A 24,676-nucleotide genomic window follows, 5' to 3' on the forward strand; every position below is an offset into this window, starting at 1 on the left:
GTGTCTGTCAAAGTTGCGTTCCTGCTCCTGCTCGTCGCCGTCATGCTCATTCACGACCTGCCGAGATGGGGGCGGACGGGACGCCGTGACCGGCTCGCGTATGCGGCGCTAATGCTGCCCATGCTGTATCTCGGCTTTCTTTATGTCACGGACGTCCCCTGGCCGAATCTCGATGAAGCGATCGATTACATATTCGGCGAGCCGGCCAGACGACTGGTGGAGTCATTGAAGGTCCCGTCCTGAAGCCAAGCGAGTCCCAGTCCGGAAAGGAGCAGGCTCATGAACAATCAAGGAAGCGTCAGCTCGATCCAGATGAGCGTGCTGTTTCTTGCTTTTATAACCGGCTCCTCGATTGTGCTTATTCCGGGACCGTTAACAAACGCCGCCCGGAACGGGGCGTGGCTGTCGCTCTTCCTGGCGCTTGCCTTGGGCATGGTTCTGCTCGCTTGCGTTCTTTACTTGCACCGGGTTTACCCGCGGATGAGCTTTATCGAATATAGCCGCGCGGCGGTAGGCAAATGGCTGACCTTGCTGCTGGCCATTCCTTATGTGACCGTCATGTTCTGGCACGTGGCCGGCATCGTCATCGAAATCGGCGGTTTTTTCAACAACACGATGTTAAGGGAAACGCCTACCTATGCGATCAATACGCTGTTTTTTGCAACAATCGCGATGACGGTCCGCGCCGGAATCGAGGTCATCGCCCGCATGTCGGTTCTGCTGCTTATGCTGATGCTCGGTTTTACGATCGTCGTCCTGGTGATGGTCGCACCGCTGTACCACCCCGAGTATTTGCGTCCGGTTCTGCCTGACGGCATCCGGCCGGTGCTCCACGGCGCATATATCGCCTACGGCTTCCCTTATTCCGAACTGACGACGTTCGCCATGCTGCTTCCGTTCGTACGCAAACAGGAGCAGACGAAGGTCGGTAAATTTCTGTTCTGGGCGCTTATTTTGAACGGGGTTACTCTGGCAGCCTCGATTTTGTGCAGCATCATGGTGCTGGGCCCGCTGTCGGGCGATCTGAAGTATTCGCTTTACCAGCTTGCCCGGCTCATCTATGTCCAGGAAATCGTCGAGCGGATCGAGTCCGTGATCGGCTTCTCGCTAATCGCCGGCTCGTATATCAAATCGACCATTATGCTATTCATCTTGTCGAAGGTGCTGGCGCAATTGTTCAAGCTTCAGGACGAACGGTTGCTCATTTTTCCCGTAGCGCTGATCTGTCTGCTGCTCTCGATCACGATGTATTCGAACGAGATGAGTCTTGACGAGGCGGTGAACGCGACGTGGCCTCTGCTGGACAATGCCGCTTATACGTTGCCGCTGCTATTGGTCATGGCCGTTACGCTGGTGAAACGATTGCGCAAGCCGCCAGCGTCGGCCTAAATCGGGCGAGCAATCTTTCATAGCTCGTCCATCGCCGCGCGCAGCTCGTTCAGCACGCGGCCTATATCTTCGGACAACGGGGCCCTGACTTCCATACGCTCGCCGGACCACGGGTGTCTCCAAATCAATCTTTCGCCATGCAGCGCCTGCCGGTGAATATAACGGCGCGTGCCTCCGTACATGCCGTCCCCGGCCAGCGGATGCTCGATCGACGACAGGTGGACGCGAATCTGATGGGTGCGTCCGGTTTCCAACCGGAGCCGGACGAGCGTATGATCGATGAATGTATCCACCACCTCGAACAGCGTCACCGCCGATTCGCCGGTCTCGCTTACGCGCCGCCGGGTGGAGTGGTGGCGGTCTTGGCCGATCGGCTTATCGATCCGGCCTTTTTTCTGCTCGAACACGCCTTCCGCTACGGCCAAATAGATGCGCTCGATCTGCTTTTCCCGCATCGCCTTGTCGAATTCGTAGTGGGCGAACTCGTTTTTGGCGTACAGAACCGGTCCGGTCGTCTCCTTGTCGAGCCGGTGAATGTGTCTTACGCGGCATTGCTGCCCGGACGCTTCGTAATAGGCGGCAACGGCATGGGCCAACGTACCCCGCTGACCGTGGACGCTCGGGTGCACCTCCACGCCCGCGGGTTTGTTCACGACAAGCGTGAAATCGTCCTCATATAAAATGTTCAAGTCGGCCCAATCTCCGGGAAAGCCGGGAGCCTCCTGAGGAAAGAGCTTCAGCCGCAGGTGGTGGCCTTGCTTGACGACTCCATTGGAGGCCAGCCACTTGGCGGCCAGCTTGGCCGGGACGGGGAGCTGCTTCATGATGACGCCGATCGGCGCGGCGGACAGACCTTCGGGCAGCTTCAGCTCCAGCCATTCGCCTTTGCGGCGGGCGCCCTTCAGGCTGATCGGCTGCTTCGGCGGTTGGTGCGCGGGGGCATTCCCGAGTTTGCGTTCGCCGCTCCCTTCGCGGCGCTGGCGTTCGCCCGACTGCCGTTCGCCGGGTCGCGGCTGCTCGGCCCGCCCCGGACGGGGGCTACCGGTCTTGCCGCGGAAGTCCGGGGCGGGCGCGTCGCGCCTTTGGCCGGATCTGACTTCGCTCCCTCTGCCCGCGCCGCGCTTGCCCGAGTTGTTCGAAGCATGCGTCTTTGCTTTCGGTCCTTGCCGGGTTGTAGGGCCGGACGGTCTGGCACGTCGATTCGAATCTTTCATATAGGAACACCACACGTTTCTCTCATTTTTCAATACCGATAATTGTACGACAAAATGCGCGAAAATAAAAACGTGTATGTATAAGGCCGTTTGACGCAGCGGTGCCAGCCCGGTAAACTTATGGGACAAATGGGAATTCCGGGAGGGATGTACAATGAGCTACCGGCTGCTTGCGCTTGATGTGGACGGGACGCTATTGGACGAACGAGGGGAATTAACGCCCGGCACGGTCGAGGCGGTACAGGAAGCGAGCAGCCGGGGGGTTGTCGTGGTGCTGGTCACGGGACGCGGCTTCCGACAGTGCGCTCCGATCGCGGAGCGGCTGGGGCTGCATGGCCCGCTTGTAATCCATAACGGCGCGGCGACAGTCGAGCTGTCCGGCTTGACGGTCACGGACCGGTTCGCCTATCCGATCGCCGACGTCGCCGGACTGGTCGCGCATTGCCGGCAGCACGACATTCTCTTCTATGCCAGCACGGCGTTCGACGTTTTCGTGGAAGGGCTTGACGAAGGGAAGACGGACTTGCTGCGGCGATGCGGCTTGGAAGGGACGGCTTGCGGGGATGTGCTGGCGCTGGACGAGCCAGTCATGAAGTTTACGGTCGACGACCGGCAAAGGTCGGGAGGCTGGTACCATTTGGAGACGGTACAGAAGAAATGGGCGAGAGGCTGCCGGATGCACGTTATGCACCCGCAGGCGAGCAAGGGAGAGGCGCTGGCCCGCCTCGTAAGCGCTCTACATCTTGCGCGCGAGGACGTCATGGCGATCGGGAACTCTTACAATGACCTGAGCATGCTGCAATATGCCGGTTTCGGCGTAGCGATGGGGAACGCTCCTTGGCAAGTGAAGCAAAGGTGCCGGGCGGAGACGGCGGCAAATCGCGACGAAGGCGTTCGGCGAGCCATTGCGAAATATATTTTGACATGACTTTCATCTTCCCGATATGGAGTAGTCCCCGCTTCGTCGATATAGTACAATGGTACTATTGTAAAAATGGAGTTATCTAATGGGGTCATTGTCGGGAGGGTTTTGTTTTGAGAAGTTTGCAAACTCGCATATTGCTGCTGTTTTCCACGCTGGTGCTACTGGCCGGATGCGTGCTTAGCTATTCGCTATACACGTCGTCCGCGAATTTGATCCGCAAGTCGATCGGGGATCAGGCGAAGACGATCGCCGCCCATGCCGCTCACAAAATCGATGCAGACGCTTTTCGCGCCATGCGGGCGGACTCGGACGACTACAAGAAGCTGAGATTGCTGCTCAACGATATGAAGGAAACGAACGGGCTGAAATATTTGTATACGATGGCCGAGAAAACGACGGACGGTCGGACCGAGTATGTGTATGTCGTGGACGGGGCGCCTCTTGAGGAGACCGAGGACGTTTCGGAGTTCGGCGCCGTGGAGAGCAAGCCGTATGTATCGCTGTCTCGGGCTTTCGCCGAGCAGCGTGAGCAGGTTGGCGAGCTGTCGAACGACGACCGGTACGGAGCAACCGTAACGGCTTATGTCCCGATAATCGACAAAAGCGGGAAGATGGTCGGCTTAGTCGGAGCGGATTTCGACGGGAGCGAGGTATACGCCCGTTTGCGCAGCAATACCCGCTCGATGCTGTTGATTACCGCCTGCGTGCTGATCGCGGCCGTCGCCGCAACATGGCTGTTCGCCCGCATTCTTGTCAGTCCGCTGAAGCGGCTGACCCGCGCTTTGCAGCTCGTACAGGCCGGCGATCTGACCGTGCAGGTAGATGCGAGCCGCAAGGATGAGATCGGCGTCGTATCGCGGGCGTTTCAGCAAATGGTCGGCGATCTGTCGGACATGATTCGCGCCGTCCGCGATAATGCCCGGCAGCTTAACGAAGCTTCACGCGAGCTTTCGCTGCATGCCGGACAAACTGCCGCATCGGGCAACAGCATCACGTCGGGCATCCGCGAGGTAGCCGGCGGAGCGGCTGTGCAGATGCAGCGTTCTGCGGAAACCGCCGGATCGATGGAGGAAGTAAGCGGAGGCGTACAGCGTATCGCCGAATCGAGCGCATCGGCAGCGGAAGCGTCGCTGCGGGCGACTGCCGAGGCGCGTCGAGGCAACCTCTGCGCAGGGCATGCGATGGAGCGCATGACGGCGATTGCCGGTACGACAGACGCGATGGCCGACGAAGTGGCGGGACTCGAGCGGCGTTCCGCCGAGGTCGGGAGCATCGTTTCGGTCATGGCCCATATTGCCGCCGAGACTCACCTGCTGGCGCTGAATGCGGCGATCGAGGCGGCCCGCGCCGGGGAACAGGGCAGGGGCTTCGCAGTCGTGGCCGATCAGGTGCGCAAGCTGGCGTCCCAGGCCGAGGAGTCGTCGCGGCAGATCGCCGGGCTGGTGGAGGGCATCGTGGCGGAAACGGCTTCCGTAGCCGGTTCGATAAGGGCGGGAGCCAGGGAGGTACACGCCGGCGCAGATGCCGTGCGCGAGGCGGATGCCGCCTTCCGGGTTATTTTGACCGAGGTGGAGCGAGTCGCTTCTCAGGTGCAGGAGGTATCCGCTACGTCGGAACAGATGGCGGCCGGCTCGGAGCAGGTCAGCGCCGCGATCGACGAGATGGCCGCGATATCGCGCGAAGCGGCGAGGCATTACCGCGATATCGCGGAATCCTCCGATGCGCAGCTGTCCTCCATCGAGCGCATGAACCGTTCGACCGGGGCGTTGTACGAGATGGCCGCTCAACTGAACAGGGCGATCGAACGGTTCCGGATATAACCCCTGCATGCGGGGGGATGAACCTAAGCGAAAGTGCATAGTGAAAAACTCGGCATCGCGAAAACGCGCTATCGGAATTTCCCGCGAGCGCGTTTTCCGTGATATGATAGAACTTCAAACGAAACGGACTTACGAGCCGTACCGGGGAGTGCTGGAACCCATGATTACCCGCATCGTGACGCCGTCGGAAAGCGGCAAGCGGCTGCATCGCTACATTCGCAACATGATGCCCAACTACCCGTTGGGACAAATTTACAAGATGATCGATCAAGGCAAGGTGAAGGTCAACGGCAAGCGCAAGAAGGATACATACGAGCTGGCCGCTGGCGACGAGCTGACGATATGGATCGAGAACGAGGCGTTCAGCGAAGCGAGCATCGGAGCAGAGGACAAGAAGGTGAAGTTCGCCGGCGTCCGGTCCAACATCGATGTCGTTTACGAGGACAAGGAGCTGCTGGTCGTGAACAAACCGGCGGGCTTGCTGACGCATCCCGATCAGAACGAACAGAAGGAAACGCTCATTACCCGCGTTCACGCCTATTTGCACAAGAAGGGCGAACTGGACAGCCGGATGTTTTTACCCGCTTCGGCCAACCGGCTCGACCGCAACACGAGCGGGCTGGTGCTGGTCGGCAAAACGGCGGGCATGCTGCACCAGTTGAACCAGTGGATTCAGAAGCGTGAGCTGGATAAATATTACATCACAATTGTCGAGGGCTCGCTGACGGAAAGCGGAACGGTGGACGCCATGCTGGTCCGCGACGAGAAAGGCAACAGGACGAAAGTGGTCGGGACGGGGAACCCGGGACGCGGGGAGACGCCGGACGAGCCGGTCGGCAAAGAAGCGACGACGCGCTACCGGCCCCTGCAGAAGGGCAGAGGGTATACGCTGATCGAGGTCGAGCTGATCAGCGGCCGCACGCATCAAATCCGTACGCATCTGCAAAGCATCGGCCACCCGCTTCTCGGCGATGTGAAGTACGGCGGCAAGCCGTTCGGGGACGTCAACCACCAGCTGCTGCATGCCTGGAAAATCTCGCTGGCCGACGGCAGAACGTTTACCGCTCCGCTGCCGCCATTGTTTCGGTCAGTCTTGAAGCAATGCGGAATCGACTTCTCTTTACCGGAATAACGATGGTGTTGCGCGCGCCCGGATCGTCCTCTCGGCCAGTAAGAACCTTAGTCCGTCCTCGGACCGGGGCTCCGGCTAGGCAGTCGAACGAGGTCGGTACGGGTAGGCCTTCGGGCCCGCTGCTTTCCCTTATTTTCTGTTGACTGGCTAAAATAAGGCGTAATATAATAGAAACGCAATTGAGAGAAATCGGTTTCTTTGGAAGGGAGCTGCAAGCATGAAACAGCCGGAATACCGGTGTGCGACCGTTTCCGGTCCGGATATTTCCTGGGCGGAGATTGAACCGATCAAGCTGGGCGAGACGATCGACGGCTCAGCGCCGAGGCTTGAAACGATCGTGCGCATGTGCCGCTCGGCGGATACCCTGTACATACGCTTCGAGTGCGAGGACGACCACGTGGTCGCCAATTTCGTCAATCGCGACGACCCGATCTACCAGGAAGACGTCGTGGAAATATTTATCGACGAGGAAGGGAATGGCACGGACTACAAGGAGTATGAATTCAGTCCGCGCAACGTCGTGTTTGACGCTCAGATCCGCAAGGAGCCGGGGCAGTCTCCGCAAGTCGACGTCAGCTGGGATCATGCCGGACTGCTGAGCGCGGTCGCAAAAAGAGACGACGGACGTTTCCTGTACGACATTTCGCTTCCCGTCGCCGCGCTCGCGAAAGCTCCGGATACGGGGGCACGTTGGAGAATCAACTTCTACCGGATCGACGATGATCGCGCGGGTACAAGACATTTTTGGGCGTGGTCGCCGACGGGCCGAGTGAATTTCCATTCTCCGGAATCGTTCGGTACCGTTATATTCGAGTAGCAGCATAAGGGAGGAAAGACATGCAGAAGCTGGAGAAGTTTCATCTGGGGCTGTACGATGTGAAGGATCAGTTCAAACGATATGTATACGATCGTTCGCAGAAGGCGTTCGAGAGCGGCGACCGGGATCGGGACGCTGTCGATACGGTGGAAGCGCTTCAATCTCGCCAAGCGTTCATGCGCGACAAATGGATCGAATCCGTAGGCGGTTTGCCCGATTCCGACCATCCGTTGAATTCGCAGGTTACCGGATCGGTTCAAGGCGATGGATATCGTATCGATAAAGTCATATTTGAATCGCGCCCATCTACCTATGTCACTTGCAGCCTTTACCTGCCTGACGGCATAACCAAGCCGAGAGCGGCGGTCATGTTTCTATGCGGCCACGCCGACAACGCCAAGCAATACGACCGTTACCAGGGAGTATGCCAGCGTCTTGTCGCCGAAGGGCTGATCGTGCTCGCGGTCGATCCGATCGGGCAAGGGGAACGGCTCAGCTACTACGATCCGGCGAGCGGCAAGCCCGAAATCCCCGCCGGAACTGGAGAGCACGACTACGCGGGCAGCCAGTGTCTGCCGCTAGGCGACGGACTTGCCCGGTATTTCGTGCACGATGCGATGCGGGCGATCGATTATTTGTGCACCCTGCCGCAAGTGGACCAAGCGCGCATCGGCGTGACGGGCAACTCGGGCGGGGGAACCCAGACGAGTATGCTGATGCTCTGCGAGCCGCGCATTGCCGCGGCCGCGCCGGGGACGTTCATCATGAACCGGGAGACTTACATGTATGCCGGTCAGGCGCAGGATGCGGAGCAAGTATGGAGAGGAATGACCCGATGGGGCTTCGATCACGAGGACATTGTGCTGGCGATGGCTCCCCGGCCGGTTCTGGTGCTCGGCGTGACGGCCGATTTCTTCCCGATTGAAGGAACGCGGCGCACGGTGGAGAGGACGAGACGGTTCTGGGAGATGCACGGTATCGCCGACATGCCGGTTCTGGAGGAGGATCGCTCGACGCACCAATATTCGCCTCCGCTCGCCGACAAGGCGGCGGCGTTTTTCGCACGCCACTTGCTGACAGCCGAGGAGCGCCGGGAAGCGGCGGAGCCGGTCTTGCAGCCGTTCCCGCAGGAGGAGCTGAACTGTACTCGCAGCGGGCAAGTGCGCGGAGATTACCCAGACGCCCGGGCCGTCTTCGAAGAGAATGTCGAACGGCTGCGGCAGCTGGAGGAACGTCTCGCGGATCAACCGGACGAGCGGCGCCGCAAGGAGGCGCTCGCCTGGCTGCGCGAGCGCGTCGAAGGCTCGCGCATCGCGACGGAGCTGAATCCGCGTCACCTGACGTTTCCCGAAACGGACGGCTTGTTTGTGGAAAGCTACATTTGGTGGAGCCAGCCGGGCATATTCAATCACGGGTTTTATTTCCGCTCGCCGGCCTTCGTGGGCAAGAAGCTTCCGGTTACGATCGCATTGTGGGAGCAGGGAACGCGCTCGCTTGCCGACAAGGCCGACTGGATTCGCGCCACGTGCGAAGGCGGACGGGCGGTGCTCGTGCTGGACGTGACGGCGGACGGTCTCTGTACGCCGCATCCGATCAACGCGATCCCGCTCTGGAACTGGTACGGCACCTTGCACAAGCTGACGGCCGATCTGTTCTGGCTCGACGACAGTCTGGCCGCGATCCGAGTGCATGATATCAAACGGGCGTTCGATATGGCCGCGCAGCTGCCGGACACGTTGCCGGGAAGCACGGAACTGTACAGCCGGGGACGTTACGGCTTTTACGCCGAGCTGGCCGCTGCCGTCGAGGATCGGGTGTCGGCGCTGCGGATCGAAGACGGACCGGACAACGTAGCGGACTGGGTGCGTTCCCGCCACTACGAGCCTCACGATTTGCTTGGAATTTTGCTGCCTGGCATGCTTCAGCGGTTCGATCTGCCGGATTTGCGCAGATGGCGTCAAAGCTGAGGGAACGTTCGATCGTGAAAGGCCGAACGCCTGAAGCGGTCGGCGGTTCTCGACGACAGCCATTCGAACGCGATAGGACTCAGTCTTTCCCCGGAAACGGGGAAAGACTGTTTTTTTATGCTCCGAACCGGTTTGACGCGCGGTTGTCTCGGGTACAGATAATGGAACTCGTTGAATAACAGTCTATCGAGCAAGGCATAATCTAAAGGAATCAATCCGACCAAAAGGAGATGCTGACATGTCGATTAAGCTGGCTATCATTTACTACAGCTCAACGGGAACGAACTATCAGTTGGCCCAGTGGGCAGCCGAGGGGGCGAAGGAAGCGGGGGCGGAGGCGAAGATCGTCAAGGTGCCGGAGCTGGCGCCGGAAGCGGCGATCGCCTCCAACCCGGCGTGGAAGGCGCATGTGGACGCGACGAAGGACGTACCGACGGCTACCACGGACGATATCGTATGGGCGGATGCGATCATTTTCAGCACGCCGACGCGGTTCGGCAATATCGCTTCGCAGATGAAGCAGTTTCTGGACTTGACCGGGGGCGTCTGGTTCCAGGGCAAGACGGTCGACAAGGTCGTAAGCGCCATGACTTCCGCCCAAAACTCCCACGGCGGCCAAGAAGCAACCATTCTCGCGCTGTATACATCAATGTACCATTGGGGCGCGATTATTGCCTCGCCGGGTTATACCGATTCGGCCCTTTACGCCGCAGGAGGAAATCCGTACGGGACAAGCGTCAGCGTCGATCAGAACGGCAAGATGATCGAGGACGTGCGTCAGGCAGTCATTCATCAAGCGAAGCGCACCGTCACGGTCGCCGGTTGGGTGAAGAACGGAAAGCAAGCCTGACGGCAGCTTGACGAACGGAACAGGTGCAAAGTCAGACCTTAACCGATATCTTGAAATGGACCGACTCCTTGCATAGCAACGACGGGACTTCCAGGATACACAGGGTCGACTCTGACTTTGTACCGGACAGTTCCGTCGGCACCACCCTCCCGCGAAGTTCAGGTCCCGTTCTCAAAGAACGGGGCTTTTTTGCGTATCGTTCGCTTACACGTTGCCATACCGCTACATCGCCCTGTAGGCTATAATGGAGTCAGCCAAGCAAGCGGGGAGCGAGCCGGTGCAGAAACCGGCCGGCTTCTATAGGGAGTAACCGCTTGCGATGATCGTAGGGAGGAACCCGCAATGGATATGGAGCATTTGAAGCGTTTGGTCAAGGCGAGCTCGCGAATCGTTTTTTTCGGCGGGGCAGGGACGTCGACGGAAAGCGGCATACCCGATTTCCGCTCGCATAACGGCTTGTTCCGCACAACCGCCGGAACGGAGCATCCGCCCGAGGAAATGCTGAGTCGCGATTTTTTCCGGACGTATCCGGACGAATTTTACCGGTTTTACCGGGACAAGATGATCCATCCGCAGGCGAAGCCGAATGCCGGCCATCTCGCGCTGGCTGCTCTGGAGGTGGAGGGTCGCCTGACCGCGCTCGTGACGCAAAATATCGACGGACTGCACCAGCTGGCCGGCAGCCGCAACGTGCTGGAGCTGCACGGGTCCGTACATCGCAACGCCTGCATGGACTGCCGGGCCTCGTACAGTCTCGGGGAATGGCTGCCGCTCGGCGATCCGGTGCCGCGCTGCACGGTATGCGGAGGGGTGATCAAGCCCGATGTCGTGCTGTACCAGGAAAGCCTGGACGACCGCGTGTTCCAGGCTGCGGAGCGTGCGATTGCCGACTCCGATATGCTGATCGTGGCCGGCACGTCGCTCAGCGTCTATCCCGCAGCCGGGCTCATCCGCTATTATAAAGGCGACCGGATGGTGCTGATCAACAAATCGCCAACGCCATACGACGGCTACGCCCAGTATGCGCTTTACGACTCTTTCGCCGACGTCATGAGCCGACTGGTCAACTGACGCCGGTGTCAGCGCCGGCGGATCTGTTCTGACCGGCGCATACGGATTATTTTGGATCGGCGTTTTTAAGCTGCTTTTAAGGCTGGCTTGCTATAATGCTGCTGCAAGCTATTGCTTAACCGAAAGGAAATATAAGACGCATGAGCAAAATACTTATCGTGGATGACGACCTCGCCATACGCAAGCTGGTCAAGGCGTTTTTGCAGCAGGAGGGATTCGCTACTTTCGAGTCGGCGAACGGACAGGAAGCGCTGGATGTGCTGGCCAATGTCAAAATCGATCTGATCGTGCTGGATGTTATGATGCCTGTCATGGACGGGTGGGATTTTTGCCGCGACCTGAAGAAGGCGCTGGATATTCCGATCATTATGGTTACCGCCAGAGGCGAAATCGCCGAGAGGCTGAAAGGCTTCCAGCTCGGCTGCGACGATTATTTGGTCAAACCGTTCGATCCGATGGAGCTGGTCATGCGAGTCAAAGCTTTATTGAAGCGTTACCGGATCGAGCATTCGGAAACGGTGCAGGTCGGCGATGTGACGATCGACCGGAAAACGTTCGAGCTGACCGTCAACGGCCAAAGCTCGATGATTCCTCCGAAGGAGTTCGAATTGCTGTTCAAGTTCGCCAGCAATCCGGGCCACATTTTCACCCGCAATCAGTTGATCGAGCAAATATGGGGCGTCGACTACGAAGGGGACGCGAGAACGGTCGACGTTCACGTAAAACGGCTTCGCGAAAAGCTCGAGCATCACGCGTCGGAGAAGGTGGGGATCGTTACGATCCGCAATCTCGGCTACCGGCTCGAGGTTCAGCCGTGATCCGCACGCTGTACCTGCGCATCGCCATTGTCATTTTTATTGTCGTATGGAGCAGCTTGGCCTTGTCCAGCTTTACGTTCTCTCATTATTATCGCAATCAGCTGAACAACCGGGTAGAGGGGCTGCTGCAAAATGCGGCCAAGCTCGTGATCCGGCTCATTCAGGAGACGGAGACGCAGCAGTTGGGTCAGACCGTCTCGATCGCCGGGAAGCTCAATCGCGGTCAGGAGCTTTATTTGTATGCCGACAGCGGCGAAAGCTACGTATCCCGTCCGGAAGCGACCCCCAAATGTCTCATTCCCGACGAGACGATCCGGCTTGTCCTGAACGGAGGCTCATACTCCAGCTTTCAGGACGGGGAAAGCGATTCGTGCCCGCAGGGAAGCGTAGGGGCGCCGTTTGAATACGGTGGGAAGCATTACGCCCTGTTCGTCACCTCGATGTCGCAAACGCCGTTCAAAAAGTTCGATTTTCTCGATTTCCGCAACCTGTGGACGATTTTGCTGATCAGCACGTTTCTGATCGTATTGGCCGCCATTTACCTCGTTCGGCCGCTGCGCAAAATAACCGAGGCGACGGAAAAAATAGCCGGGGGCAATTTCAACGTCAAGCTCAACATCCGCCAGAAGGACGAGCTCGGGGTCCTCGCCGAAAGCATCACGCATATGGCCGGGGAGCTGAAGAAGATGGAGAAAATGCGGCAGGAGTTCGTCTCGAACGTCTCGCACGACATTCAGACGCCGCTTACCTCGATCCGCGGCTTCTCCAAGCTGCTGCAGCAAAACTCGCTCGATCCCGACGACCGGCTCGGCTATTTGAAACTGATCGAAAGCGAATCGGAGCGGCTGTCGCGGCTCAGCGAAAATTTGCTGAAGCTGGCTTCGCTCGACTCGGAGCACCATCCTTATCACCCGAAGCCGATCCAGCTGGACGAGCAGCTGCGCCGCTGCGTCGTCGCCTGCGAGCCGCTTTGGTCGGCGAAGCAGCTCGATATCGAGCTGGAGCTGCCGGCTCTGCGCATTGTTGCGGACGAGGATTCGCTCAACCAAGTATGGATGAATCTGCTGCACAACGCGATCAAGTTTACGCCGCCGGAGGGCCGCATTACCATTACGCTGGCCGGCGACGAGCGGCAGGCGACTGTGACGGTCGCCGACACCGGCATCGGGATAGCGCCGGAGGACCAGCAGCATATTTTCCGCCGGTTCTACAAGGCGGACGCCTCCCGCCAAACGTCCGAATGGAGCGGAAGCGGACTCGGGCTGGCCATTGTCAAAAAAATCGTCGGCTTGCATGGCGGCAAAATAGCCTTGACCAGCCGCCCGGGCGAAGGCACCAGCTTTCATATTCAACTGCCGTTGAAAGGCCAATAAGCGCTCCGCAATCGTACCGCTCTCCGAGGAGGGCGGCTTTTTTATTGTACCAAGCTTTGTCCCTATTCGGGATTGGTATCGACCCGATAAGGCGGAAGCTTGTTTTAAGCGTATTTTTAGCTTATTTTCAGCTGGCATTAAGCATCCGTTCATAGATGCAACATAATGGCCGCCTATACTTTTCTCGTAGGGTAAACCAATACATCGTCGGAAGGATGGAGAGAGATGAGAGAAACGATGAAAAAGAGATTGGCCGTACTGATGGGAGCGGCTGTACTTACGGCGTCCGGAGGTGCGCTTCTGCCCGCAAAAGCGGCATGGGCCGAAACGGTGAGCGTCACCGCTGCGGACGAGACGACCGGCGCGAGCGTGACCGCTGACGAGTCGACCGGCACGACTGCGGACGAGACGACCGGCACGAGCGCGAACGCGGAGGAGTCGACTGGCTCGAGCCCGGCCGCTGACGAATCGACCGGCCCTAGCGCCGCAGCGGAACAGACGAAGCAGGTGTCGTATATTGATATTTTGGCCAGTCGCAACTTGTCTTCGTACGTCGCTCAGGCTGCCGCGCTCGGCGATCAGGATTTCGATACGGTATGGCAGGAAGTGCTGACCGGCAAATCGTTGTCCGAAGCGTCCGGCGTTCCGGCAGGCGATCTGGAAGCCGCTTTGCTGCAATCGCTAGCCCAGAGCTTGTCGGCTGACGTGGAGAACGGGGCGTTGACTGCCGGGGAAGCCGAGCAGACGAAAGCGTCCGCTATCGCAACGATCCGGGCTGTCATTGCCGGCGCTTCGACCAGCGCGTCCGTGCAGGCGGCACTGATCGGCGGCGCGGATATCGTGCAAAGCCGGTTGGACCGTGTCATTGAGGATACGGCCGCCTTGTTGGAGCTCAATGCGCGCGAGCTGCGTCAGTCGCTGCGTGACGGCAGGAGTCTTGCAGAAGCAAGCGGCCAGGATGCCGCGACTCTCGCCGCTCAGCTTGCCGGTATGCTGAATCAGGATCTGGATGCGTCCGTTCAAGCGGGCCAACTTGCTCGCGCCGACGCCGATACGCGCAAGCGCGAAGGTCTGGAGGCTTTGGGCCGGATCGTCGCCGAAGCGGGCTACGATCGGGAGACGACGCCATGGATGGAACAGTACGGAAACGCGCTGCTGGCAAGCCAGCTCGGCTTTGCCGTCAACTATGCGTATGCCTTGTCCTCGCGCGAGTATGACGATTTCTACAGCGACCTGGCGGAAGGCGCGTCGATCGAAACGGCTTCCGGCCTGACCGAGAAGGACCTGCTGCCCTCGATCAGCGCGATGATCGGCAATGCCGTCGACGAAGCTTGGCTGAATGGTAAGCTGTCTGCCGGCTATGCCGACGAGCTGAAGCTGCAGGCGGACGAGCAGTTGAAGACGGCGTTGACGGCGCCGGGCTACGGGCAAAGCAAGGCTGTCGCGATTGCCGATGATGCAGCGGTCGCCGCGTCCGCGCAAGATTACGCCGAAGGCCGGCTTAGCCAAGTCGCGGCAGACGTCGCCGCTTGGGCGGGCACGAGAGCCGACGTGCTGCTGGAAAAGCTGGCTCAAGGCCAAACGCTGGCTCAGGCAGCCGGTACGGACAGTGATGCGCTGCTGCGCGCGCTCGTCAAATCGGTTGCCGTTCAGCTGAATGCGTATGCGGCCGACGGCACGTTTACGGAGAAGGATGTCGCATCGGCAAAATCGAGCTATACGGCAGGGCTTGTCCAGCTTCTGAACAACGCCTAAGCGCAGCGCGATCATGGCGGGCCGCTCCGGTTCGGGGCGGCTCGTTCAAGTTTTAACTGGTTTTAAGGTTTTGTTCATAAATGGTTCACAATTGACGCCTATAATCTCCTCATGCGTGAAAGAAGATCCGTTTGCTGCGTCAAGACGGGCCGGGCCAAGCTAGTACAAAATCAGATCTTGAAGCGTACGTACATACACGGCATTCGCTCTGACTTCGTACCAGCAGGCTGCAGGCCTGCCGTTTGCTTTTGCCGCTTGCTGAAAGCGTAATCTTGCAGAAGCGGAGGCCATGGCCGTCTTGCGCGCGCGTCCGTGTCGACTACGGACGGCGAAGACCTCTACGGCGGCGGATCGACCGGAGGCTGTAGAAACTAGAAACCGTCGTATGGACGGGAAAGGGAAGATGGACATATGGCACTTAAACGCGGAGCCAAGTGGGCGGTCGTTCTGGCGGTAGTCATCGTGGCGGGAGGCGGAGGCACTTATTGGTTCGTCAGCAAACCCGGCAGTCCGAAATCCGCGGCTCAAAGCGTGATTTCTACGGTTAAGGTTCAAAAGGGCGGCATTCGTCTGTCCGTGTCGGGAACGTCTCAGTTTTCGACGCAAAATTTGCAAAACATCGCGGCTCCGGCCGACGGCACGATCAAAACGCTCAACCTAACCCGCAGTCAACCGGTCAAGAAGGGCGATATTCTCGTTGAGGTGTCCAATGCAACGCTGGAATCCAACTTGAAGGACGCACAAACGAACTATGAGAACTTGCGGCAGGAGCTGGACGATCTGGTCAAGCAGCAGCAAAGTTTGCGGATCATCGCTCCGGCTTCGGGCAAGTTGACGCTTGGCACGAACTTCGACGTCGGCTCCACGGTCAACAAATCGGCGAAGGTCGGGACGATTTCCGTCGTTTCCAATCTGACCGTCAAGGTGCCGTTTCCGATGGAGGAGGCGATCCAGTTCAAGGTTGGCGATCCGGTCGACCTGACCGTGACGGGCTATTCGCTGACGAAAACCGGCAGCGTGACGTCGGTCGGTAAGGAGCTGAGATCGGATGCGGCTGGCAGCCGTCTCGTAGATGTGGAAGTGGCGGTGGAGAATGACGGCACGCTGGATGCGGGCGTGGACGTGACCGGAACGGTCGTGCTAGGCGGCCGGGAGATCAAGGCCAAAGGCACCGCCAAGCTCGAGGCGGCGAAGACGACCGCTTTTCTGTCGGACACGTCGGGCACCGTCTCCGAGCTGCGGAAGAAGACCGGAGATATCGTCAAAGCCGGCGACATTATCGCCGTCGTCGTCAACGATTCGCTCAAAGATTCGATTACATCCAAGCAAGCCAGCCTAGACCGGCAAAAAAATACGGTGGATCAGGCGCAGAAGCGGGTTGACGACTTGACCGTCAAAGCTCCGTTCGACGGCGTATTCTCCACCGACTTCGCCAATCAGAGACAAAACGTGCTGGCCAAATTCCCGGTCGGCGGGACGGTCGAGTCCGGGGCGCTATTCGGGGGCGTCGCCAGCCTTGACGTCATGACGCTGCCGATTCAGGTCGACGAGCTCGATCTGACCAATATCAAGCCGGGGCTGAAGGCGGAGGTCAGCGTGGACGCGATTGCCGGCAGGAAGTTCGCTGGCGAGGTGCTGCAGGTGTCGACCGTCGGCACCACGACGAGCGGAGTCACCTATTACGATGCCGTCGTCGCCGTGGAGAACAAGGATCAGCAGCTTAAATACGGGATGACCGGAACCGCGGAAATTTTGATCCAGGACAAGAAGGACGTGCTGACCTTACCTGTCGAAGCGTTGAGGCTGCAGCGCGGGGCCGCGACCGTAACGGTAAAGAAGCCGGACGGCACACTGCAGGAGAACACGCCGATCAAGATAGGCATTCGCAGTAAAACGAGCGTCGAGGTAACCGAAGGGCTTAACGAAGGCGACGAGGTCGTTGTGCCTACGCGCCAGCGCACCCAAGGCACTCAGCAGCAGATCGACGCGCTGCGCCAGCAGTTTCAGCAAGGCGGCTTTCCGCAAGGCGGCGGTGGCGGCGGCGGTGGCGCGACCTTCCAGATTCAGCAAGGCGGCGGAGGCGGACAAGGTGGCGGAGGTCAAGGCGGCGGAGGCGGCGGGGGAGGACGATAAGCATGAACATCATCGAACTGACCGATATCCACAAGACATACGGCCACGGAGACGAAGAAGTCAAAATTTTGCGCGGCGTGTCGCTGACGGTCAATACCGGCGACTTTGTCGCCATCGTGGGTCCGAGCGGTTCCGGCAAATCGACGCTGATGAACATGATCGGTTTGCTGGACAGTCCGACAACCGGCACGTACACGCTGGACGGAGTCGCTACCGAGAAGCTCAACGACAGCCAACTGGCCGTCGTGCGCAATAAGAAAATCGGCTTTATTTTTCAGCAGTTCAATCTTCTGCCCCGCCTGACCGCATTGGAAAACGTGGAGCTTCCGCTCATTTATGCCGGGGTCAGCAAAAGCGAACGCAGAGAGCGGGCGCGCGCGATGCTGGAGTCGCTTGGCATGGGGCCGCGCGTCGAGCACAAGCCCAGCCAACTGTCCGGCGGTCAGCAGCAGCGGGTAGCCATTGCCCGGGCGTTGGCCGGATCGCCGTCGCTGCTGCTTGCCGACGAGCCGACCGGCGCGCTCGATTCCCGCACGGGCGCGGAGGTGCTGGAGCTGATGATCCAACTGAACGAGCAAGGCAACACGATCGTGCTCATTACGCACGACCTGCATATTGCCGACAATGCCAAGCGGGTCGTCTCGATTCGCGACGGTCTGATCGTCGACGACAAGCGGAATGCCGACGCGTCAAGGCAGGTGGTGCAGGTATGAACATATTCGAGCTGGTGACGATGGCGCTTCGCACGATTATGAGCAAGCCGATGCGCACGCTGCTTACAATGCTGGGAGTCATTATCGGCGTCGGCTCGGTCATTACGCTTGTTTCGATCGGGCAAGGCACGACCGCGCAAATCGAGAAACAGTACGAAAGCCTCGGCACCAATCTGCTGGTCGTCAACCTGCTGGGCAACGGACGGGCTACGCAGCTCGACTACAACAGCCTCATGGATCTGGAGATGCTGCCCGAGATCGATTCCATCGCGCCTACGGTTACGAAGAGCGGCTCCAACGTCAAGTACGACCGCACCTCCGAAACGTTCAACGTCATCGGGACGAACGATCGTTACTTTTCGCTGATGAAAACCGAGATCGATAAAGGCCGGGAGCTTGTCCCGGCGGATGTCGAGTTTCGCAGCCAGGTGGCGGTCATCGGCAGCGAGGCCGCGGAGACGCTGTTCGGCAAAGTCGACCCGGTCGGCCAGGACGTCAACATCGACGGAATCGTCTTCACGATTGTCGGCAAGCTGAAGGCCAAAGGCTCAAGCATCGGGGGCACGTCCCCGGACAGCTCGATCATCGTGCCGATCGAGACGGCGCGGCGGGCGTTCAAGCTGGGACAAATCCGCACAACCTACTTGGAAGCTCCGGAAATCAACCAGCTGACTGCCGCGCAGAACACGATCTCCCAGTTTTTGACGGCCAAGTTCAAGAGCAGCAACGGGTTTAGGATCATGAATCAAGACGAGCTGATGAATGCGCGCAAGCAAGCGTCCAGCTCGCTGACGAATCAGATGATCAGCGTCGCGCTTATCTCCTTGCTGGTCGGCGGGATCGGCATCATGAACATTATGCTCGTCACGGTCAGCGAGCGGACGAGAGAAATCGGCATCCGCAAGTCGATCGGGGCGCAGCGCAGACATATTCTGACCCAGTTTTTGATGGAGGCGACCGTTATCAGCGGTCTGGGCGGGTTGCTCGGCCTGCTGCTAGGCATAGCGGCCTCGCTCGCATGGCCCCTGATCAATCCGTCCCAGCCGACCGAGCTGTCGCTGGATGTCGGCTTGTACGCTCTGCTCTTCTCGGTGCTGGTCGGCGTCATCTTCGGCTTGTACCCGGCCAATAAGGCGTCCCGTCTGAAACCGATCGACGCGCTTCGATTCGATTAACTCAATGGAGGTTACAATCGCAATGAAACGACACCAACGCAGCGCCCTGCATCGAAGAGCGAGAACGCTTATGCTGGCGTTCGTCATCCTTTGCTTCGCACTAACGCCGTATGCGGCGATAGCGGGCAAGGAAGGCGTCTACGTGAGCGGCGACGTTTATTTTACACTGGAGAAGGTGAGATTTTCCGCAGGCTCCGACGATTCGATTTTGCGCTTCGCCGTCGGACTGCACAACGGCAGCGCCAACGCCGTCGATTACAACTATTTCGGCGTTCGCGTCACGGACGCCGCCGGGTACAGCTATTCCGCGCAATTATCGGGGCAGCAGAGCGCGCGCGTGCAGCCGGGCAAAACGCAGGAGTTCGCCTACGAGGCCCGGGTGCCCAAAGGCTTGCAGGCGTCCGATCTGAGAGTGGCGCTATTTTCCTGGAACTACGGCTCGACCGTATCGATGACGGATCTCGGCTCGCTGTCGGTCGCAGCCGCGCTTGCCGAGGCGGCGCAGGCCGTACCGCAAGCGCTCGTGCCGCTCGCCAAGGTCGATGCGGCGATGGGAAGCGGCGATACTGTCAGCTTCCGCGTCGGCAACGAATATTACGTGTACGAGAACAATGATTGGAACCTGTACGCCGATCTGTTGATCGAGAATACCGGCGATGCCGGTTTGACGCTGCCGGCCGGCTTGAAGCTGCGGCTGGAGGATGGGGCCGGACAGACCGTCTCGGTAACGACGGTGGACGGGGGGGATAAATCGCTGCTTCCCGGCAAGCCGCAGCGCATGACGATTCGCGCGGCCCTTCCCGATGCCGAGTCGGGCGGCAACTGGTCGCTGCAATTTTACTATTTGAACGGAACGGCTCCGATCGTATTGGACAGCCTTGCGGTTGGCCGGACGGCCAAAGCGCTGGAAATCGGCGAAGCCCGTACGCTTACGGACAGTCAGGGACTGGAGACCGTCTCGGTGAAGGTCGAGTCGGCTGTCGTTTCGCAAAGCGACGACGGACAATGGGTGACGGTCAAAGCGAACGTCGCCAACAACGGCGCGAAGGTCGTCGCGGTACCGAAGCTGACTGCCAAGCTGCAGTCGAGCAATGGCGGAGTCAGCGTAACGGCGGAGGATCCGGCCGTTCACACTGCCTATTTGTCTCAAAACGGATCAGAATCGTTTTCGTTCAGCGCGCTGATGCCTAAAGGCGTCGAGGTAGCGGATATGCAGGTAGCCTTGTTCGAAACACGCAGCTCCGGCACGGCCGCCAACTCGACGGGGACAGGTTCGAACGGATCGTCCAACAACGGTACGACCTCCAATGGGTCGTCTAGCAACGGTACGAACGGCGGCACGTCGAACAGCGCCAATACCGGAAGCGGCACCAACAATACGAGTTCCAATTCCAATTCGAATGCCAATTCGAACACCACATCCAAGACGGCGCCCGTGTTGCTGGCTAATCTTGGCAAGGCGGATATTTATACGCAGGGCAGCGGCACCCCTTATAAGATCGGCAGCAAACTGGCTTTGGCGCTCGACAAGAAGGTCGACGTCGCCGTTTCAGAGCTGAAGCTGTACGACAACGAAAACAACGGCTTCAGTACGGCCGTCGCCAAGCTGAAGCTGACGAATGCCGACACGACCGTGCTCGCCACCCCGGACTTGACGCTGGAACTGGTGGATGCCGCAGGCCACGTCTATTCCGGCACGAAGCAGGTGAATGTGCCGGCGCAGATGTCCACCAATAGCAGCTACCTTGTCAGCTATTCGTTCCTGATGTCTTCGGCAGATCCGTCCGGACCGCTGCTGCTGCGGGTATACAACGCCAAAGATAAGGGCAAGGTGCCTTTGGATACGATCAAGACGGCGTTCCAGCAGGACGATCTGAAGTCTGACGTCTGGAACGTGTACCCGTACCAAGTTAAGCTCGGCAATCAAACGCTGTTCCACAGCGTACTTAGCACGACGTTCTCGTACACGCTGCGGATGGATCTCGATCTGAAGCGCAACGAGCAAATTATTGCCGACGCCAACTTGTCCAAGCTGCAATTCGATCTGCTCGATTCGACCGGTCAGGTGATGTCCACCCAATCGATCGGCTTCCTCGGCGGGACGAAGCTGGTCAACGGCATGAACGAGCTCACGTTCTCGAACTTGAAACTGAACCAATTCAATTCGACTAACTATGTTGTGGTTTATGAATCGATCGAGACGCCGAATGGAGTCGTGAAGCGCAAGCTGACCGAATTCCATTAATACTTGGCTAATGTAATAATGTAAATCTAAGCGGCTTTGCGTGCTCAAGGCGTTACGGCGCGCGGTTAGAACAGTCCCGCCTTCAGTCGATGCCGGCGTTGCCTGTCTCTTGATTCTCCTCTACAATAGAGGGGAGAGAAGGGAGAGGTGGAGCGATGAAGAAGAAAACGGGCTTGCTAGCCGCGGCCGGTCTGCTCCTTGCCGTATCGGGTGTAGCCGCTGCGGCAGGAACGACCGGGGAATACAAAGGGTATCCGGTCGTGAATGTGGTTGTCAACGGCAAAGAGGTGCGCGGCGAGGTACCGGGCATTAATATGGAGGGCAACACCCTCATCCCGCTGAAGGTTGTCAGCGAAGCGCTGGGAGCAAAGGTAGGCTGGGATCAGGCGACGGCAACCGCGACCGTTACGACCACGGCGGCGGCCTCAAGCCCGGCCGGCAGCCCAACGTCCGGCCAAGCGGAAGATCCGGAGAAACGGAAACTCGTGCAGAGCGTGCGCGATCTGTCCAAGAAGATCGATGCCTACATCGACGAATTATCGACAATCCGCGAGCGAATCCGTATTGCCAAAGAGTTTTACGATATTAAGAAAAACGACCACTATTTCAAGCCGATGAACGAATTTTACTGGAAATCGTTCGAAGACCGGTATTGGGCGATCGTAACCGAGACGAGCGGCAGCGCGATGAACGAAGCGAGGCAGAAGGGATTGCTGGACAAGAAGCTGATGGAAAGTCTGGACAATGCCCAAACCTCCATGCAGAACTACAAAAACGCAGTCGATCATTTCAGCCGGTACGTATCGTCGGGCCAGTCGCAGTTTCTGGATTATTACATTACCAGCTATGCCAATGCATTCGACATGGAACTGAAGGCGAAGGAGACGTTCGCAGGCGCCTTCGCCGAGTTCCAAAGCAAAAATCCGTGACCTCCGGGTCCCGGTTTTTTTGTTTTGGAAAGGTTCAAACGATAGGCGTTGTTGGTCAACCTGCTTTTTGGCGCAACGGTTCCGGAATGGTATAGTGGGTAAGACTACCTGTAGCTGGAAAGGAAGGCGAACACAAATGATCAGACAGGCGACGGCCAAAGACGCGGAGCAGGCGCTGGCATTGTTATACAGTGCGATCGGCTCGATCGCTTATTCGCTCGCGGGCACGAACGACCATGAGCAGGCGATGGAGACGTTAAAGCATTTCTTCGGTTCAAGGGAGAACCGGATCAGCTATGAGAATACGATCGTGGACGATCGCGGAGGCCAGTTAGCCGGCTTATTGGTTGCGTACGACGGCAGCCGGGCTGAGCGGTTGGACGAGCCGCTGCTGGAACGAATTCGCGTCAAGCCGGGGCAAGCCGGCTACACGATCGTAAAGGAAGCGCAGGAAGGCGAATACTACTTGGACTCGCTCGCTGTTGACGAAGCGTTCCAGGGACAAGGCGTTGCCAAGGCGCTGATGCGCGCTTTCGAAGCGAAAGGAAAAGCGGACGGGTTCCCCCGGCTTTCGCTGATCGTGGAGGAAGAGAACGAGCGGGCTTATGGTCTTTATGAGAAAATGGGCTACCGTGAGGACGGATTGCTGGAAGTGAGCGGAAGCCTGTTCCGTCGGATGATCAAGACGATTTGACTGAAGGGATATTCGGCCGGGCCTCTATACAAGAAACAGAGGCCCATATCCGGTTTATTTTCAAAATGATCGCAGCCGGGTCTTATCTTCCTTTTCCCCGCTAAACCTTCATGTCTCCATGCTGAAGAGCTGGCGTCTCCACTTGTATGGTCGTATGCATAATGCGGAATTGCTGCTCTACGATATGGATTGCTTGCTGTAAAACGGTCTGGCTGTCGGAAGGCTCGTCGATGACAATATGACAGCTTAACGAATCGAGTCCGGACGTAATCGTCCATACATGGAAATCGTGCACCTCGCGGACGCCTTCGATTTGCAGCAAAGCCTTCTTTACCTGCGCGCAATCGACGGTCGCCGGCGTCCCCTCCATCAAAATATGGATCGCTTGCCGGATGACGCCCCAAGCGCTTTTCAGAATGAGCAGCGCCACCACTACGCTAATAATCGGATCGGCAACGTACCAGGAAAATGCCAGCATCAGCACGCCGGCCACGATCGCTCCTACCGAACCGAGGGCATCCCCGAGCACATGAAGGTAGGCGCTGCGCACGTTGATGTTGTCTTTGACATCTCCTTGTCGCAGCAGCGCCCAGGCACTAGCCAGATTAGCCAAGAGCCCGATGCAGGCAATGGCGATCATCGAGCCGCTGGATACGGTAGGGGGGTTCCACAGCCGATGGTACGCTTCCCATATAATGAATCCGGCGATGACGAACAAAGTCGCGCCATTGAACAGGGCTGCCAATATTTCAAACCGGTAGTAGCCGTACGTCTTGTTCGGAGCGGGCGGACGAACGGCAAACCATAAGGCCATCAAGCTTAAGACCAGCGCTCCGGCGTCGCTGAGCATATGCCCGGAATCGGACAGCAGGGCGAGACTGTTCGTCCATAAGCCCCCCGCGAATTCGAGGATCATGATGGAAGCCGTAATCAGCAGCGCGATCGTCAGCCCCTTCTTGTTGTTCGGGGCGTGATGGCCGCCGATTCCATGCGAATGGCCGTGATGGTTATGGTTATCGCTGGGACCATGGCTGTGACCGTGGTCATGATTATGGGGATGATCGTGACCGCGATGAGTTTGATAAACGGGGCTATGTTCCATATGTAAGCACCACCTTAAAATAATATATGAACATGTATTCATATGTAATTATATGTCTCATTTAGTATGGTTGCAAGTGCAAACTTTATTCATAACCGAGTAATGGATGCGATTCAGGCAACTTTTGGTATAATACATCTATAACGAAATGGTTACGATTAAGTATAGGTGGTGTCCTATTGGAGAAGCTGCTCAACCCGGAGTCCTGCGACGATACTTGCACAGGGACCGAAACCGATCTGCTCGGCTTGAAACAAACGATGATAACGGAAACGACGGCCAGCGGCATGGCGGATCTATTCAAAGCGCTGGGCGATCCTACGCGGATCAAGCTTATTTACGCGATGTTGGACAAGGAGCTTTGCGTCCACGATCTGTCCGTGCTGTTGGAAATGGGGCAATCGGCGATATCCCATCAGCTCCGTTATTTGCGCAATTTGCGCATCGTCAAGAGAAGGAAAGCGGGCAAAACCGTCTACTATTCGCTGGACGACAACCATATCGAGCAAATATTCGTGCAAACGCTCCAGCATTTAAAGCATCAGTAAGACCGA

The 24,676-nt window shown here is 58.3% G+C and carries 21 protein-coding genes; 19 read left to right on the plus strand and 2 right to left on the minus strand.

Translation table 11 applies throughout. The features are described 5' to 3' along the window. Nucleotides 1-243: a hypothetical protein gene (locus tag ABD796_RS15295; RefSeq protein WP_344909014.1), complete on the plus strand. Its 243-nt coding sequence runs from the start codon at nucleotides 1-3 to the stop codon at nucleotides 241-243. A gap of 36 nt (nucleotides 244-279) precedes the next feature. Continuing rightward, on the plus strand, nucleotides 280-1,389 hold the full coding sequence (locus ABD796_RS15300) for a GerAB/ArcD/ProY family transporter (protein WP_344909015.1): 1,110 nt from the start codon (nucleotides 280-282) through the stop codon (nucleotides 1,387-1,389). 17 nt (nucleotides 1,390-1,406) lie between these two features. On the opposite strand, the gene ABD796_RS15305 is transcribed toward ABD796_RS15300, so the two are convergent. Continuing rightward, on the minus strand, nucleotides 1,407-2,603 hold the full coding sequence (locus ABD796_RS15305) for an RluA family pseudouridine synthase (protein WP_344909016.1): 1,197 nt from the start codon (nucleotides 2,601-2,603) through the stop codon (nucleotides 1,407-1,409). A gap of 154 nt (nucleotides 2,604-2,757) precedes the next feature. Here ABD796_RS15305 and ABD796_RS15310 point away from each other — a divergent pair, with 154 nt between their 5' ends. From ABD796_RS15310 to ABD796_RS15385, 16 genes are all read left to right on the plus strand, one after another. Then, nucleotides 2,758-3,531: a Cof-type HAD-IIB family hydrolase gene (locus ABD796_RS15310; protein WP_344909017.1), complete on the plus strand. Its 774-nt coding sequence runs from the start codon at nucleotides 2,758-2,760 to the stop codon at nucleotides 3,529-3,531. A gap of 107 nt (nucleotides 3,532-3,638) precedes the next feature. Next, nucleotides 3,639-5,348: a methyl-accepting chemotaxis protein gene (locus tag ABD796_RS15315; protein WP_344909018.1), complete on the plus strand. Its 1,710-nt coding sequence runs from the start codon at nucleotides 3,639-3,641 to the stop codon at nucleotides 5,346-5,348. A 160-nt stretch (nucleotides 5,349-5,508) separates the two neighbouring features. After that, a complete protein-coding gene (locus ABD796_RS15320; protein ID WP_344909019.1) occupies nucleotides 5,509-6,480 on the plus strand; it encodes an RluA family pseudouridine synthase in 972 nt (323 codons plus the stop codon). A gap of 217 nt (nucleotides 6,481-6,697) precedes the next feature. After that, nucleotides 6,698-7,297, plus strand: coding sequence for a carbohydrate-binding family 9-like protein (locus tag ABD796_RS15325; protein WP_344909020.1), 600 nt, complete (start codon nucleotides 6,698-6,700; stop codon nucleotides 7,295-7,297). 20 nt (nucleotides 7,298-7,317) lie between these two features. Beyond that, nucleotides 7,318-9,264, plus strand: coding sequence for an alpha/beta hydrolase (locus tag ABD796_RS15330; RefSeq protein ID WP_344909021.1), 1,947 nt, complete (start codon nucleotides 7,318-7,320; stop codon nucleotides 9,262-9,264). A gap of 238 nt (nucleotides 9,265-9,502) precedes the next feature. Continuing rightward, nucleotides 9,503-10,114 (plus strand): NAD(P)H:quinone oxidoreductase, encoded by a 612-nt coding sequence (gene wrbA, locus ABD796_RS15335; RefSeq protein WP_344909022.1) that lies wholly within the window; start codon nucleotides 9,503-9,505, stop codon nucleotides 10,112-10,114. Nucleotides 10,115-10,456: 342 nt separating this feature from the next. Beyond that, nucleotides 10,457-11,185 (plus strand): NAD-dependent protein deacylase, encoded by a 729-nt coding sequence (locus ABD796_RS15340; RefSeq protein ID WP_344909023.1) that lies wholly within the window; start codon nucleotides 10,457-10,459, stop codon nucleotides 11,183-11,185. Nucleotides 11,186-11,325: 140 nt separating this feature from the next. After that, entirely contained in the window at nucleotides 11,326-12,003 is a 678-nt protein-coding gene (locus tag ABD796_RS15345) for a response regulator transcription factor (RefSeq protein ID WP_344909024.1), read from the plus strand. After that, nucleotides 12,000-13,376, plus strand: coding sequence for a sensor histidine kinase (locus ABD796_RS15350; RefSeq protein ID WP_344909025.1), 1,377 nt, complete (start codon nucleotides 12,000-12,002; stop codon nucleotides 13,374-13,376). The genes ABD796_RS15345 and ABD796_RS15350 overlap by 4 nt, the downstream gene beginning before the upstream one ends. A 225-nt stretch (nucleotides 13,377-13,601) precedes the next feature. Beyond that, a complete protein-coding gene (locus tag ABD796_RS15355) occupies nucleotides 13,602-15,131 on the plus strand; it encodes a hypothetical protein (RefSeq protein ID WP_344909026.1) in 1,530 nt (509 codons plus the stop codon). Between the two features lie 411 nt (nucleotides 15,132-15,542). After that, complete coding sequence (locus ABD796_RS15360) at nucleotides 15,543-17,264, plus strand: efflux RND transporter periplasmic adaptor subunit (RefSeq protein WP_344909027.1); 1,722 nt, start codon at nucleotides 15,543-15,545, stop codon at nucleotides 17,262-17,264. Nucleotides 17,265-17,266: 2 nt separating this feature from the next. Then, nucleotides 17,267-17,977, plus strand: a complete 711-nt coding sequence (locus ABD796_RS15365) for an ABC transporter ATP-binding protein (RefSeq protein WP_344909028.1) — start codon at nucleotides 17,267-17,269, stop codon at nucleotides 17,975-17,977. Continuing rightward, a complete protein-coding gene (locus ABD796_RS15370; protein WP_344909029.1) occupies nucleotides 17,974-19,152 on the plus strand; it encodes an ABC transporter permease in 1,179 nt (392 codons plus the stop codon). The genes ABD796_RS15365 and ABD796_RS15370 overlap by 4 nt, the downstream gene beginning before the upstream one ends. Before the next feature lie 22 nt (nucleotides 19,153-19,174). After that, nucleotides 19,175-21,397, plus strand: a complete 2,223-nt coding sequence (locus ABD796_RS15375) for a hypothetical protein (protein ID WP_344909030.1) — start codon at nucleotides 19,175-19,177, stop codon at nucleotides 21,395-21,397. 155 nt (nucleotides 21,398-21,552) lie between these two features. Further along, nucleotides 21,553-22,326 carry a stalk domain-containing protein gene (locus ABD796_RS15380; RefSeq protein ID WP_344909031.1) on the plus strand — a complete coding sequence of 258 codons (774 nt, stop codon included), beginning with the start codon at nucleotides 21,553-21,555 and terminating at the stop codon, nucleotides 22,324-22,326. A gap of 136 nt (nucleotides 22,327-22,462) precedes the next feature. Further along, nucleotides 22,463-23,020: a GNAT family N-acetyltransferase gene (locus ABD796_RS15385; RefSeq protein WP_344909032.1), complete on the plus strand. Its 558-nt coding sequence runs from the start codon at nucleotides 22,463-22,465 to the stop codon at nucleotides 23,018-23,020. Between the two features lie 100 nt (nucleotides 23,021-23,120). Here the strand turns inward: ABD796_RS15385 and ABD796_RS15390 are convergent, their stop codons facing one another. After that, nucleotides 23,121-24,122 (minus strand): cation diffusion facilitator family transporter, encoded by a 1,002-nt coding sequence (locus tag ABD796_RS15390; RefSeq protein ID WP_344909033.1) that lies wholly within the window; start codon nucleotides 24,120-24,122, stop codon nucleotides 23,121-23,123. 179 nt (nucleotides 24,123-24,301) lie between these two features. Here ABD796_RS15390 and ABD796_RS15395 point away from each other — a divergent pair, with 179 nt between their 5' ends. Further along, the gene (locus ABD796_RS15395; protein WP_344909034.1) at nucleotides 24,302-24,670 is read left to right on the plus strand and encodes an ArsR/SmtB family transcription factor; all 369 of its coding nucleotides are present in this window, start codon (nucleotides 24,302-24,304) and stop codon (nucleotides 24,668-24,670) included. Nucleotides 24,671-24,676: the final 6 nt, after the last annotated feature.

It is taken from the genome of Paenibacillus hodogayensis (assembly GCF_039536325.1).
In the GTDB taxonomy this organism is placed as follows: domain Bacteria; phylum Bacillota; class Bacilli; order Paenibacillales; family NBRC-103111; genus Paenibacillus_AB; species Paenibacillus_AB hodogayensis.